This is a genomic window from Coleofasciculus sp. G1-WW12-02 (assembly GCF_040219735.1).
Classification (GTDB): domain Bacteria; phylum Cyanobacteriota; class Cyanobacteriia; order Cyanobacteriales; family Coleofasciculaceae; genus Coleofasciculus.
Map to the genome: position 1 here is coordinate 24,356 of NZ_JAVJRX010000144.1, position 13,773 is coordinate 38,128.

Annotated in this window: 13 protein-coding genes; 4 read left to right on the forward strand and 9 right to left on the reverse strand. The window is 47.6% G+C overall.

All coding sequences use genetic code 11. From position 1 onward, the window contains the following. Window positions 1-118 precede the first annotated feature (118 nt). From RID09_RS23255 to RID09_RS23265, 3 genes are all read right to left on the reverse strand, one after another. Window positions 119-340 (reverse strand): cyanobactin biosynthesis PatC/TenC/TruC family protein, encoded by a 222-nt coding sequence (locus RID09_RS23255; protein WP_446338292.1) that lies wholly within the window; start codon window positions 338-340, stop codon window positions 119-121. Between the two features lie 250 nt (window positions 341-590). Next, window positions 591-827, reverse strand: a complete 237-nt coding sequence (locus tag RID09_RS23260) for a cyanobactin biosynthesis system PatB/AcyB/McaB family protein (protein ID WP_446338293.1) — start codon at window positions 825-827, stop codon at window positions 591-593. Between the two features lie 348 nt (window positions 828-1,175). Beyond that, complete coding sequence (locus RID09_RS23265) at window positions 1,176-3,173, reverse strand: S8 family peptidase (protein WP_446338294.1); 1,998 nt, start codon at window positions 3,171-3,173, stop codon at window positions 1,176-1,178. A gap of 1,224 nt (window positions 3,174-4,397) precedes the next feature. Between RID09_RS23265 and RID09_RS23270 the strand changes: the two genes are divergently transcribed. After that, on the forward strand, window positions 4,398-4,553 hold the full coding sequence (locus RID09_RS23270) for a hypothetical protein (protein ID WP_446338295.1): 156 nt from the start codon (window positions 4,398-4,400) through the stop codon (window positions 4,551-4,553). 75 nt (window positions 4,554-4,628) lie between these two features. On the opposite strand, the gene RID09_RS23275 is transcribed toward RID09_RS23270, so the two are convergent. Then, on the reverse strand, window positions 4,629-5,840 hold the full coding sequence (locus RID09_RS23275) for an aspartate aminotransferase (protein WP_446338296.1): 1,212 nt from the start codon (window positions 5,838-5,840) through the stop codon (window positions 4,629-4,631). 223 nt (window positions 5,841-6,063) lie between these two features. Here RID09_RS23275 and der point away from each other — a divergent pair, with 223 nt between their 5' ends. Together der and RID09_RS23285 are read left to right on the forward strand one after the other, a co-directional pair. Then, window positions 6,064-7,449 (forward strand): ribosome biogenesis GTPase Der, encoded by a 1,386-nt coding sequence (der, locus tag RID09_RS23280; protein ID WP_446338297.1) that lies wholly within the window; start codon window positions 6,064-6,066, stop codon window positions 7,447-7,449. Window positions 7,450-7,505: 56 nt separating this feature from the next. Continuing rightward, window positions 7,506-8,510 (forward strand): energy-coupling factor transporter transmembrane component T family protein, encoded by a 1,005-nt coding sequence (locus tag RID09_RS23285; RefSeq protein WP_446338298.1) that lies wholly within the window; start codon window positions 7,506-7,508, stop codon window positions 8,508-8,510. A gap of 327 nt (window positions 8,511-8,837) precedes the next feature. Here RID09_RS23285 and RID09_RS23290 read toward each other — a convergent pair whose 3' ends face one another. The 4 genes from RID09_RS23290 to RID09_RS23305 form a co-directional block, all read right to left on the reverse strand. Continuing rightward, window positions 8,838-9,737, reverse strand: coding sequence for a sugar phosphate nucleotidyltransferase (locus tag RID09_RS23290; protein WP_446338299.1), 900 nt, complete (start codon window positions 9,735-9,737; stop codon window positions 8,838-8,840). 274 nt (window positions 9,738-10,011) lie between these two features. Beyond that, entirely contained in the window at window positions 10,012-11,205 is a 1,194-nt protein-coding gene (locus RID09_RS23295; protein WP_446338300.1) for a D-Ala-D-Ala carboxypeptidase family metallohydrolase, read from the reverse strand. A gap of 256 nt (window positions 11,206-11,461) precedes the next feature. Next, window positions 11,462-11,617 (reverse strand): hypothetical protein, encoded by a 156-nt coding sequence (locus RID09_RS23300; RefSeq protein WP_006103253.1) that lies wholly within the window; start codon window positions 11,615-11,617, stop codon window positions 11,462-11,464. A 254-nt stretch (window positions 11,618-11,871) separates the two neighbouring features. Next, window positions 11,872-12,687 carry a TIGR01548 family HAD-type hydrolase gene (locus RID09_RS23305; protein ID WP_446338301.1) on the reverse strand — a complete coding sequence of 272 codons (816 nt, stop codon included), beginning with the start codon at window positions 12,685-12,687 and terminating at the stop codon, window positions 11,872-11,874. 81 nt (window positions 12,688-12,768) lie between these two features. Between RID09_RS23305 and RID09_RS23310 the strand changes: the two genes are divergently transcribed. Further along, window positions 12,769-13,068 carry a 30S ribosomal protein PSRP-3 gene (locus RID09_RS23310; RefSeq protein WP_446338302.1) on the forward strand — a complete coding sequence of 100 codons (300 nt, stop codon included), beginning with the start codon at window positions 12,769-12,771 and terminating at the stop codon, window positions 13,066-13,068. Between the two features lie 162 nt (window positions 13,069-13,230). Here the strand turns inward: RID09_RS23310 and atpC are convergent, their stop codons facing one another. Further along, the gene (atpC, locus tag RID09_RS23315; protein WP_446338303.1) at window positions 13,231-13,641 is read right to left on the reverse strand and encodes an ATP synthase F1 subunit epsilon; all 411 of its coding nucleotides are present in this window, start codon (window positions 13,639-13,641) and stop codon (window positions 13,231-13,233) included. Between the last annotated feature and the right edge of the window lie 132 nt (window positions 13,642-13,773).

Here is a 13,773-nt window from a genome sequence, read left to right on the forward strand (position 1 = left end):
CACCACTATCTTTTCGGTTGCAACCCTAAGTAACTAAACCCGCCCCGACTCAGCCAAAACCTTTGATATCCCGTAGGGTGGGCATTGCCCACCAGCCTCATCTGAGCGTGCCATTCGGTTAAGCCCAGATACGACCCCGGCGGAAAGACTTGGACTTGGATTTGCTCCCGGATTTTTTTGCCTGCTCCCTAGCGTAGTCCCACCAATAGGAGTAGTCTTGCAGCCCGGTCATCGACGTTGGCACGTAGGACTTTTGGGGTTCAGGCGTAGGCGTCTCATCGGCTGGAGGGGCTTCTGGCGCCTGAGCTTCAGATGGTTGGCTGTTCGATTTCTTGCTCATGTTAATCTCCTTATAGATAGGGGTCTGGCTACCACAGAGGATTCTGTCTTTTCACGGGAAACCTAGAAACCTGAGTCGGGGCGGGTTTAGTTACATCCGGGTGTCACCGAAAAGATAGTAGTGAAACCCGCCCCTACACAATGGAACACTCACATTGCGCCACATGCTGTGAAAAGTCAGAACTATCCCTGGGTTGCAGCCGCCACGGTGCTTGCTTTTGGACGTGCTAAACTTTCAAACCATTAACTGATTAAAAGAAGCTTCCCATTCCCCCAAAGCCACCCCAGCCTGAGCTGGAACTTGAGTGCATCACTTGGTTAAAACTGCGGTTGGCATAGGCGGACGGATCATTATAGTTAGCGCCATGGAGCAAATCCATGCGAATATGGACTAAATCTTCGAGCCGACCATTTTCCACATCCACGCATAGTGCCGGCTGGACGAAATGGGGTCGTTTGACCGGGGGAGACAATACAGGTAGTCGCATCGTTGAGAATCCTCCACATTTAACTTATAGAGTGACCAGGGGTGTAGGGTTCGGCATTTATCGTCGGGACACGGCACTGCCTATTGGTGTCAACGTAAGGTTAAAAGCGTTCCTTGTGAGACGTTGAATCTCGTCAAATTTCCTTTTAACCCCCCTTAGTCCCCCCTTATTAAGGGGGGAAATCAAAGCCGTTCTTTTTCCCTTCCGGTTCCCTCCCCTTTATAAGGGGAGGGTTAGGGTGGGGTTATATCAAGCTATTGCTTTCTTTTTTAGCTTAAGTTGACAACAATGAGTACTGCCGTACCCCTACAACAATAAGCCCAACCCTCACCCAAATTTGGCTGTCCCTTAGTAAGGGGAAGACCAGGAACGGACTTCGCCCAAGGTAACCGGAACCAGGTCACTCACATCAATCGTAAATCGGAAAATCTTCTTGGCACGACGATTATTTTCCGGGTCGAAGAATTTCAGCTTCACATCCCAACAGTCGCTATCCATACGACAGAAGGGACTCTTCTCAACCGTGATACTGTCGAGTTCCATCCCCACAGCAACCGCTTGGCTGAAGGTTTGCGCCGCTTGGAAGGCGTTGGTAACAGCGAAGTTGAGGGCGCGGTCTTGGGACGTGGTACCCAAGTTGCGGAGATCATAGTAGATGCGGTTGAGGAAGCCATCCAACGTCTGACGGATACGACCTTCATCTGCTGTTGTTTCCTCAGTTTGTACGGCTTCCATCGCCGCACTCACCAAGTTGTTCACCTTCCAGCCGTAAATGCCCCGGGTTCCCAGAGGTTCAATCACCGGGATAACTTGACCGGAGAAGAGCTTAACCGTGCGCTTGGTTAAGATACCCGGAATGCTGACCCGCTCAACATATTCAGCATCATTTTCCGGTTGGATTTGACCCGCCAAAAGTTCCTGGAGGGCGCGGTAGGCATCCACAGCAAAGGGACCCGTGGGCGCGATCGCATAAACTGGAGTCAGTTCAATATTAAGCGTCCAAATCAGCGATCGCGCTTCGGACATATTAGCCGCTAGGTAGTCCACCATCTGGCGGGCATCGTAGGGGTTTGCCGGCACCATCGTCCCCTGAAAGTCAAAGGGCGGCATCAGTTGCTTAAATGAGTCCCGGCGGGCTTCTGAGCCGAAGTCATAGCCCAGAGTTCCCAAAACATAGACGATTTCACCGAGAGAGGGGATCTCGCTGGGGGCTTCGCTGGCGGTAACGGAATGAGCAGTAAGATTGGGCATAGTGGGCATAGCAGGGGGTTGGGGTACAGAATTCATCAGGTTTTGCAGGTTGGGAGTATTTGTGGGCATTGCCCCTGGGGGTGCAGACGGGGCTGGCTCAGCGCTTGGGGCTTCCGTCCCACTCGTCAATCCCCCCCCACAACCGCAACCTGCGCCTTCCACGCCTGCTGCATCAACGGTGGCTGCATCAACGGCTGATGCAAGTTCCTCTGACATAGTTCCTCCTGTTAGTAACGTTACAGCTCCAGATATGTTGAGTTTGCCCGCCAGACACCGCTCGGCATCAGCGGGCAGGTCAAAGTCACAGGGCAATGCACTCTGCAACAACACTTGACGCACTCTTTGGGGGTCAGGGGTTTCCCCCCGTTCCCGTTGCAGACTTAGCAGCAGTGCCGCCACCCCCGACACAATCGGCGTGGCAAAGCTCGTACCACTCAGCGTCTGAGTTCCCCCACCGGGTTTTGCCCCCAAGACATCTTTCCCGAGGGCAAGGATGCCTTGGGTTTTATAGGTGTCACCCCAGTTACTAAAGTCCAAGGGCTTGCCGTTGGCATCCATGGCGCCAACAGCCAGGGCAGCGGGCAGGGCAGCCGGGACATGGAGACATTCGCAGCCATTGTTACCCGCCGCCGCAATCAGCAAAACATTCTGCTGCTCACATAAGCGCACCGCATTCTCCAGCCAGCCGTCGGCTTCCCCAAAATCCGTGAGTTGACCCCCACTAATGTTGATGACATGCGCTCCGGCGTTCACTGCCCGCTCAATGCCCCGCGCCAAGTCTAACTGCGATACACGGCGGCGACTATCGGAAAAGATGGGGACAATCACCCCTTTGCATTGCGGTGCAATCCCGGTCACCGGACTCCCAGGTTGACCAAAAATAATGCTGGAAACATGAGTACCGTGAACCGACATATTGCCATCGGGATGAGCCTCCTCATTCACCAGAGACGGCAAGCGCGTCAGGGCTTTGTCGGCAAAGCAGGGATGGGTTTGGTCAACCGGTCCATCCAACACGGCAATGCAAATATCCTTGTCACCCTGGGTCATCGCCATCAACTCCGGCAATGCGGGTATCGCCAAAACAGCAGACATAAATCAGTTAAGTCGGTGGGGACAATTAAAGTGAACGGTGGGGAGCGTCATTTGTCATACTCGCTACCCTTGAGAAGCAAGCTAAGTCATTTGTATTTGAGGGGTATTTACACAACTAATATAGGTGGGTTTATTTCCACCAACCTACTTAGTTAGTTCGGTCGCCCCACACCCCCTAAACGACTCGGATAAATTGAATATAAACTGTCAACGCCATTGGCGCTTAAAGGTGTTCAAATAGCTATTATTTGGCTATTTCATCCAGTACTTATGGTATCGCTTTTCAGTTATCATTTATCTCTTTTATGACAAAATTAAATTTCATATATTTTTTATAGCATCTCTAAATATCCTTGACAACCTTTTGAGTTATTAAAATAAATTATATATCGACAGATAGTGATAGCTTAGCGACTTGAAACCCAAGCCTAGTCTTGATCGCGTTCTTAAATTACTACAACCGATTGAAGATTTATATATCTATAAATTCCATTTGAGTTGTACAGATCCATCTAACCCACAAAACCCAAAATCATAAGCTGAAAAGCTTGATTTACATTCTTTTCAAGCCTATTCAGCATCAAAACCTACCCTCTCTTATTTGTACAAATGATTTAAATAAACATTCTTCAATTCCTTTAAAACTATGGAATCATTAATTGACCTTGGCAACTTCATCTGAGTTGTCTAACTCATATATAAAACCCCTAAAAACCCATCACAATTTTGGACATAGGAATAAGAAATTCCTTGTCAGCAATGAGTTACTCAAACGGCAATAACCGTGAGCTGAGGATAAGCTCTTAGGCATTTATGGTTTTGATCCGAAACCCTGCTAATGAGTAGGGGCGGCAAAAATCCCAATTTAAATGCTTGTTAACTTATTTGTTGATTCTTTTAAGCTAGAAACACTGTTGAGCAAGAGCTTGGTCACCAAGCCCCTGCGGTGGCTTGCTCGCCTCTTGAATAATGCATTCCGAGCGCGTTGGCGAAGCCTGTTCCTTCAGAACGTATCGCACCTTAAACCCGCAAAAAACACCAACTTGTCAGTTGAATACGCCATTGATTGTGTAGACATGGCACAAAACAAATGCGGCACTGACCAGCTAAGTCACAACTATCATACTTAAGTACGATGCTTGTTGTGCTAGTGGGTGATATTCGTGAATTGTCTCATAAGTCGGTTCACTTGACCCCTACAACCGTTCAGTTTTGTAATAAAACTTGACACTCGTTGTCATTCGTCATTTAGTCGGGGCGGGTTTAGTTACTTATGGGTGCAACGGAAACGATAGCTGTCAAACCCGCCCCTACGACTGTCATCACTCTACATGGCTTCCCCATCTTCTCGATGGGGATTGGGCGAAGCATTCGCGTTGAGATGTGAATAGAAAACCGATAGATTTGGGCGCGAATGCGAGAGCCCCTACGAATACCCCATCTCCCTCATCTTCTCTACCCCCCTCCAGATGCTACAGGTTCGGCTTGATAGCGAATCCCGGCTTGCTTCAGACGCCGTAACACCTCAGCCAAGCGATCGCACTCTGCAATCAAACTCACCCGCACATACCCTTCACCGCCGACACCAAAGGCATTTCCTGGCGTCACCACCACACCCGTTTGCTGCAAGACATCCAGAGCAAAATCCGTTGAATTGTGACCCGGTGGACAAGGAACCCATAAATACATCGTCGCCTTTGATTTGGGAATCTTCCACCCTAATTCAGCTAACCCTTGAATCAAAAAATCTCGGCGGCGACAGTACCGTTCTTGCACCTGATGCACATAACTATCAGGTAAATCCAATGCCGTTTCTGCGGCTGTTTGTAATACGGCAAAAATTCCGTAATCTAAATTCGTCTTTAACGTCCGTAATCCTTGAATAATATGGCGATTTCCGACAACAAATCCCACACGCCAACCTGCCATATTATAAGTTTTTGATAACGTATGAAATTCCACGCCAATTTCCTTCGCGCCAGGAATTTCTAATAAACTCGTCGGTTGATAGCCATCAAATGCCAGTTCCGCGTAACATAAATCATGCACCAACAGAATCGAGTAACGACGGGCAAAGGCAACAATCTCCTCAAAAAACTCACGGGGAGCCGTCGCCGTTGTCGGATTACTCGGATAGTTAAAATAGAGAATCTTTGCCCGTTCGGCAATCTCGTCAGGAATAGCGGCTAAATCAATTAGCCAATCATTTTCCGCCTTGAGGATCATACTGTGAATTTCTGCCCCAGCAATCAGGGGACCTCGGAAATGAGCCGGATAAGCTGGACTCGGCACTAAGACCAAATCCCCTGGATTGACATAAGCTAGGGCAAGGTGAGTCAATCCTTCCTTAGAACCCAACAGGGGTAGGGCTTCACTATCGGGATCGAGAGTAACCTGATAGCGGCGGTGATACCAACTGGTAATCGCTCGGCGAAAATTCGCTGTGCCTTCAAAGGGGGGATAGCCGTGGTTACTCGGATAATTTAGGGCTTTGATGGCTGCTTCAATAACTGGTGCAGGTGCTGAACCGTCAGGATTCCCCATCCCTAAATCAATTAAATCCAACCCTTGCTCACGGGCACGGGCTTTGAGTTCATCCAAACGAGCAAACACATAGGGGGGCAGTGCGCTCAGACGCTTTGCTGGGGTAATCCAATCTAAGTTCATTTAAAAATGCAGCCTTCCTAAACTAGAAAATTATATCGGCATTATCGGGAAATTGACTCATCACGTTGTCCATAAGCTTGATGACATTCTTGAAGGTTTAACTCTCGAATAGCGAGTATTGTAAACTATGACCAATGAACATCTCCCCTGTCACTACCCCTAACCTCGCTACAATAATAAGACTGAAGCATAACGCTTCCTATAAGTAAGGGGGATAAGGACGATGGTTTTGCCCGTAGTTGCTGTAATCGGACGCCCTAATGTGGGCAAATCAACCCTTGTCAATAGGTTGGCAGGGGTGATGGATGCGATTGTCCATGACCAACCGGGAGTCACGCGCGATCGCACCTATCGTCCAGCCTTCTGGCAAGACCGCGATTACGTGGTTGTAGACACCGGGGGCTTGGTTTTTGATGATGATACCGAATTTTTGCCCCTGATTCGAGAACAGGCAATGGCAGCCCTGAGCGAAGCCAGTGCCGCTATATTAGTGGTCGATGGTCAAATGGGTTCCACCGCCGCCGATCACGCGATCGCAGATTGGCTACGCCATCACCCTGTCCCCGTTGTCCTGGCTGTAAACAAGTGTGAATCCCCCCAACAAGGACTGATCCAAGCCGCTGAGTTTTGGGAACTTGGTTTAGGCGAACCCTTTCCCGTTTCCGCGATTCACGGTGGAGGAACTGGGGAACTCCTGGATCAACTGATTACCTATTTGCCCACGGTGGGAATGCTTCCCGACACCTCAGAAATCAACGTCGCTATTGTCGGGCGTCCGAATGTGGGTAAGTCCAGCCTATTAAATGCCCTAACCGGAGAAAAACGCGCGATCGTCAGTGCCATTTCCGGTACCACCCGCGATGCCATTGATATGGTCGTCGAACGCCCCGGTAATCCAGAAACTGGGAGTGCACCCCAAACCTATCGTCTCATTGATACGGCAGGGATTCGCCGGAAGAAAAATGTCGAATATGGACCGGAATTTTTTGGCATTAATCGAGCCTTCAAAGCCATTCGCCGTTCCGATGTGGTTCTGTTCGTTGTTGATGCCCTAGATGGTGTCACCGAACAAGACCAAAAACTAGCCGGACGCATTGCTGAAGACGGACGGGCGGCGGTGATTTTGGTAAATAAATGGGATGCGGTTGAAAAAGATACCTATACGATCTACGAACAGGAAAAACTGATTCAAGACCGCCTCTACTTTATCGAATGGGCGCCAATGATTTTTGTCAGCGCCTTGACGGGAAAACGAGTAGACAAAATTCTGGATTTAGTGGATAGTGTCGCCGAACAACACCAGCGCCGCGTCAGTACGTCTGTGATTAATGAAGTCCTCCAAGAAGCCATTAACTGGCATTCACCTCCCACCAACCGCCAAGGGCGCCAAGGCAAAATTTACTACGGTACTCAGGTCAAAAGTAAACCGCCAACGATTGCCCTATTTGTCAATGATCCGAAACGGTTTAACGACAACTATCGCCGCTATATTGAGCGTCAATTTCGTCAACAACTGGGTTTTATAGGTACACCTTTGCGTCTGTTATGGCGTGGGAAGAAAGTCCGCGAGGTTGAAAGCAGCAATGCTAATCGAGCAATTCGGGTTTAATTGTCTTGTAAATATTCCTCAAACCCGTCCAAATGACGAATGACAAATGACCAACCATGGACTTACTGCGATCGCTCCCGTTAGGGCTATACCTGGAACAACCTGTAACTTGGCTACATCACCTGGATTCTCGGGTAAAATTCATTTGGTTAATGAGCTTTTTGGCAGTACCCTTATTAGCTAATCCCTATTGCCGTTTGGCAGTTGTTGTGCTGCTCATTTTGCTGACCCTCTCAGCCGCTATTCCGTTGCGGGTTTGGCGTCAGCAAATGGGTTGGCTGCTGATGCTATCGGTATTTGTATTTATTCTCACCGCGATCGCACCCGATGGATTGGCGGTTGATCATCAGCCTCGGCTTCCTGAGGCGGACATTATCGTGGCTGAGTCTGCTGAAACATCCGTGCAGGCATCGCCTCAACCTAGACCCTGGTATAATCCCTTTGGTATCGGACGGGAATCGGTTCGGGAGGCTTCTTTTAGTGAAACACTTATCCTGACCAATTTACCCCAACCGACGGACTACAGCTACATTCTCCTAGAAGCAGGTCCGGTGACGATTACCCGTCGCTCATTAGATCTGGCGGTTCGGGTGAGTACGGTAATTTTTACCTTAATTTATAGTACCAATCTTTACTTGCTCACCACCGCCCCAGAAGAAATTACCGCCGGGTTAGAAAGCCTCATGCTCCCCTTACGGCGTCTGAATATTCCGGTTACAGAAATTGCCCTGACGTTAACCTTATCCTTGCGTTTTATTCCCTTAGTTTTGGAAGAAGTCCAAAATTTAGTCCGTTCGATTCGGACTCGTGCGATTAACTGGAAAAAGTTAGGGGTTCGCCGCAGCGCCCAAGTTTGGATTATGGTAACGGAACGGTTATTAGAAAATCTACTCATGCGAGCCGATCAAATTGCTAAAGCCATGACGGTGCGCGGCTTTACCAGCCCTAACCAGCATCGCGTCCAATGGCACCAGCTTCGTTTACACTGGGGTGACTGGATCGCGATCGCGAGTTTAGCGCCGTTTTGGGTAGCCCGGTTGATTTGGGGAGGAATGGGATGATGAAGGAGAGGATTTGTAGGGGCGGGTTTTACAGATAACTTATGGCTACACACTGATAACTTAACTAAACCCGCCCCTTGCCCCCCTTTGAAAGGTGGGTAAAAGAAGGGGAACTTTTCTCTTGTTTATTGTACCTGCACGCATTCGCTGTAGGGGCGCATCGACATGCGCCCTCCGTATCGACATGCTACTATCAAGACTTAGAAATTGAGGATATTCGTGCTTGCTTGGGTTATGCGATCGCACTGTTTGTAGTATGCACTAAAGTGCCTTAAAATTAGGTTCATAAGGAATGAATGGCTCGCATCCCTTACTACAAACTACGAACTACGAACAGCGATAATCCCGACCAAAATTAATCAGGGTTTCTCGATAAAACTCTGGCATTCCGGTATCAAAATATCGCCCTTTGACCCAATATCCAATCAATTCCTCGTCTTGGCGTAAGGTATCCAAACAAGTGGTTAACTGAAATTCACCCTTATAGCGCCGATTCTGGTTAATACTATCAGCGAGAATATCAAAGATTTTCGGCTTGAGTACATACATGCCAAAAATCCCCAAAAACTTATCCTCCGCCATCCCTTCCACACGCAGATGCGATCGCGCATAATCTAGATCGGGTTTTTCACAGACTTGTGTCACCGCTAAAACTGAATTAACCTCCTGCCAAACTCCCGCCACACAACCCGCTTTATGAATAATCTCGGCAGACATTTCTGTCAAACCAATTACACTTTGACCCATTTTTTCATAAATCTCTAGCACCTGACGAGTACAAGGAATCTCTGTATCTGAGACATACAGATGATCGCCGAGTAACAGTAAAAATGGCTCTTGATTCACCCAATCTTTGGCACAGAATACCGCATGACCATAGCCTTCTTGCTCCGCTTGGGTCAAAATAGTAATACGCTCTCCCAACTCTTGCAAATACTGACAATACTCCTGATTTTCATCAGAGAGTTTGTCCCAGAGTTCTTGTTTAGGGGGAGTTTTAAAGAACGCCTCAAAAATGGCGCGATCGCTCGGTTGCACCACAATCCCGATTTCTTCGATACCGCCACGCCTTGCTTCCTCCACAATCGCCAAAATCACTGGCTTAGTTCGCCCATCGCGATCGATAATAGGAAACAGTTCTTTTTTCACAACCTTTGTGGCTGGAAATAGACGAGTGCCAAATCCGGCGGCGGGAATTACGGCTTTACGAACAATCTGGCTGGACATGATCTAAAGTATGAATTATGAATCAAGAAAAAGACAATCTATGTAAATTGTGAACAAGAATAAAAAAATGTATCAAATTATGCAGTTTTTATCGTTTCTCTGTAGTAAATTGCTAATATTATAAGGATAAAAATTTTAATACCGCTAGCCGCCCCCAATAGATAATATGGCTGGCATATAAATAAGTGAACCAACCCAAGCCCAGACAGCTTGGGTTGAGTTTTTTTAGCTAAATTCAATCAACACTGAACCATCAACAAGTGACAAAATTGGATCAAAATCCGTAGCTCCACCGAGCGCGATACCCTCTTACATCAATATGAGTAAAACAGCTTGCACTGGCGAGTCCACCCCGATTTCCCCACCAGGATTCTAGGCGCTGATTGACTTGGGGTGGGGAGATCCCTTGAACCACAAAATCCACCGCATCACCAACTAAATGTCTAGATTTTGTTGCCCCTCCTGCTTTACGATTTGAGACAGGGTCACGATACCAGGAATTGATGCTAATCGGACGAGCGCCCAAATATTCTCTGACTTCTTCCATCACATGAGCCACTCTCAAAATCCCCTCAACCACCTCATTATTAACAGGAATCCTTGAACCATTCATGGTTGCTTCCGCCCAACTAAAATGTCCACCTTCAAGAACTGGATTCCCCAGATAGACTGTTCCTAATTTTGGTACGGTGATGGGACGTCCTTTATTGGGTGAAGCAATTGTAGTTTCTGGTGCTTCTGCTTTATCGCTGGGGCGGTTATTCGGTTCAGTTCCTTGAATTTCAATATGTTCTTTGAAAACGTACCAATCAGTCTGATTATTCTGCCCTAACAAAACCCCATCCGGTAAAAGGACTTTGACGTGTCCTCCATCAGAGGGTTCATCCTCGATAATTTCCAGGCGAGTACCCCCTTTTACGGTAATTTTCTCTTCGGGTTTGAGCCGAAATGATTGATCGGGTCGCGCTTTAAATACTGTATCGGATAAGATCTTGATTTTAATGCCGGTTCCCGGTTTAGGGATATCAATGATTTTTTGGGACTGGAGATAGTAAATAATAGCCGCAGCGCCAATGCTGGTGGAGGGATGCTTCAGAACAGTGGTACCCCCCCAAACCCACTCGGATTCATCTCCGGCTCCATGTCTGAATCCATTCCACAAGTCAAACCCCCACAGATAGGCTCCGAGGGTGCGCGTTCGGGCTTTGTGGAACTCCTTAGCCAGTAATAGTTCTGTCACTTTCTTCACAAATAAGTCCGGTTCGCGGAGATTCCACTCGCTGTAGTGGATAACCGCCGCAAACCACCACGGAATACCTGTCGCTTGTTCAACAGTTTCGTAGTGTTGTCGCAAATCCTTCATTCGCTCGACAATTTGCTGAACTTCGGATTCTTTTTCTTTTTGTAAGTTACAGGTCAGGAAGGCTTTTTCGTAGTTAGGCAAGAGTGTCTTGAGGCGAAAGTCCATAGTTGTGTTTAGCCCTTTTGGCACAATTTACTCTAGCTAATATTTTACTCTGCTCGAATCGAGTTTGGTACGGCTTCTGGGGTTAAACGTCTCTTTTTATCAGAGTTTCAGCGTTTTTAAGGGGTGATAAATTTATACCAATTCTCTATGATGTTGCGCCCTATTCTACCGAACTGTAGTTTCCCCTTGCTCAGGGGGAACGGCGATAGCCTGGAGGGGTGGATTCGTTGCAGGATTAAAAACGATAACACTATCACTACTCTTTTTTTAAAGCTCCTAGTCCCCACAAACAGATACCATATATCCCTAAATAAGCCCAAAGTTCTAACTCGCCACTCACTAACAACCAAGTCATCACTAAAGGGAACGTGATGGCTAGCATGATCACGGCAGTATCATAGTCTAAATTCATTGCTTTTATATGGATTCACAATGCTATTTTGGGCATTTAAATCGCTAAGACTAATGTAGCAATACTAATATAGCTTGCTATTTTCTATAAAACGAGGATAAAAAAGCTCCGAGGCTCCCGCATCCTCTGATCTCCCCCGTGCAAAAAAAGCGAAGCATCCTATGGCTTCCCCCTTAAGAAGGGGGACGGGAGGGGGATCTAAAGGGGGACGGGAGGGAGTTAATTGACCAACAGTATCCTTGAGTTCTTAGCGGTTAAAGCAATTGCTGAATTTGTTCAGGGGTAATCTGCTCAACATTGCTAAAAACTTGAGCCGCACCTGCTTTTTGTAAAGTTTGCTGGTATGCACAAAGGCGTTCGGTTGTTTCCTGAACGTGTGGCGGGAGAACACCAACACCAACCCAGGTTCTTTCTGGATGAAGAGTTTTAGCTGCCTTAACCGTGTACATATCAGCCACGGTATCTCCTACATAAATGGTGGGTAATGGTTGCTCAATCCGGTGCTGCTGCTGAAGCTGGTTAATTACCGCCAATAGTCCTGTCGGATCAGGTTTACCAGGTGCATCTTCCATCGCCACGAGTACGGGGGCTGGCAAACCGAGACGTTTTGAAAGAGCATAAAGTGCTTCATTTCGCGTCGCCCCACTGAAAAAGCCCCATAAAATACCGGCTGAGGTTAGATGTTCAAGATAGTTGGGTTGGAGGAGTAATGGTTCATGACAGATGTATCCTGTCCAATGATTTGGATCACTGCCTCGGTAGCGAGCATTAAAAAAGGCAATCAGGCTATCATAATCTAGGGCAACCTGCGATCGCGCCTGACCTCGCTGCTCAAAGTGGCGATAGATGAGTTCTCGTGAGGCATCCCAATCGTTGTTCCATAACCCTTCGGATTTGAGGTGATCAATCTCGGCTGAAGACGGGCGATACACTCCGGCGGTAAAATGCTCAACTGTATCTGCGATCGCTCTGCGGTAAGAGCCACTCACATCCCGAACGACACCATCGATATCGAAAACCACAATCGCTCGTCCCGACCCTGATTTTATCCTTGATTCTAAATTTGTCAATGTGAAATTATTGATCGTACATTAATTATAAGATACTTGATCTATTCTTGATCTATTCTTGATCTATTCTTGGAGGTTTGTTTGTCTAAATTTATCTTAAAAGTTCTCTGGTTAGAAGAGAATGTGGCACTCGCCGTCGATCAAGTCGTGGGTAAAGGAACTAGCCCACTGACATCATACTTTTTCTGGCCCCGTAACGATGCTTGGGAACAAATCAAAAACGAACTGGAAGCTAAACATTGGATTAGCGAAGCAGATCGCATTGAGTTGCTCAACACAGCCACTGAAGTAATTAACTACTGGCAAGAAGAAGGTAAAAATCGTCCCATGAATGAAGCTCAGGCAAAATTCCCCGAAATCACCTTTACAGGCAGCGCCTAGAGTGTCAGTTCAGCCGTAGGGGTTAGTAGAGACGTTCCATGCATAGTCTCTAGTTTTCCTCACTGATGCCTCATCTAACTGAATTGATTATACAAAGGAGCTATCCAGCCAGTTAATGTCTGGATAGCTCCTTTGTTTTTCACAGGTCATGCTCGCTTAGCATCAAACCATACCACCCGCCGCTTGAAAGCGAGCTCTTGCCCTCTTTAAAGCTTGCGTGGCTTGAATTTTCTCTTGCCGATTCTCGCTGTTTTGGACTTGATCGAGACGCTCTTGGGCTTGAGAGAAAGCTTCCCGTGCTGCTTCCTTATCAATCGTCTCTCCCCGTTCCGCCCCATTGACGAGAATAGTTACTTCATTATTTTCAACTTCGGCAAATCCACCCATAAGTGCGATGGGTATCCAGTCTTTGGCGGAACGAACTCGCATCACCCCAATGTCCAGTGCAGATAACAGCGGGGCGTGACCCATCAAGATACCCAGTTGACCCGTCGTGCTGGGCAAAATTACTTCTTCAGCCTCAGAATCCCAGACAGTTTTGTCCGGAGCAATAACTCGAACCGTTAAGCTCATAATCTGTTAGTCGTCCTTTGTCATACTCGCGCTGCGTTAATCAAGCTACTTGACATCCGTCCTTGAAGGACGGGGAGCCTGAACCCAAATTTCCGGTCATTAGTCAGCAGCTTGGAGGAGCAAACATGACTA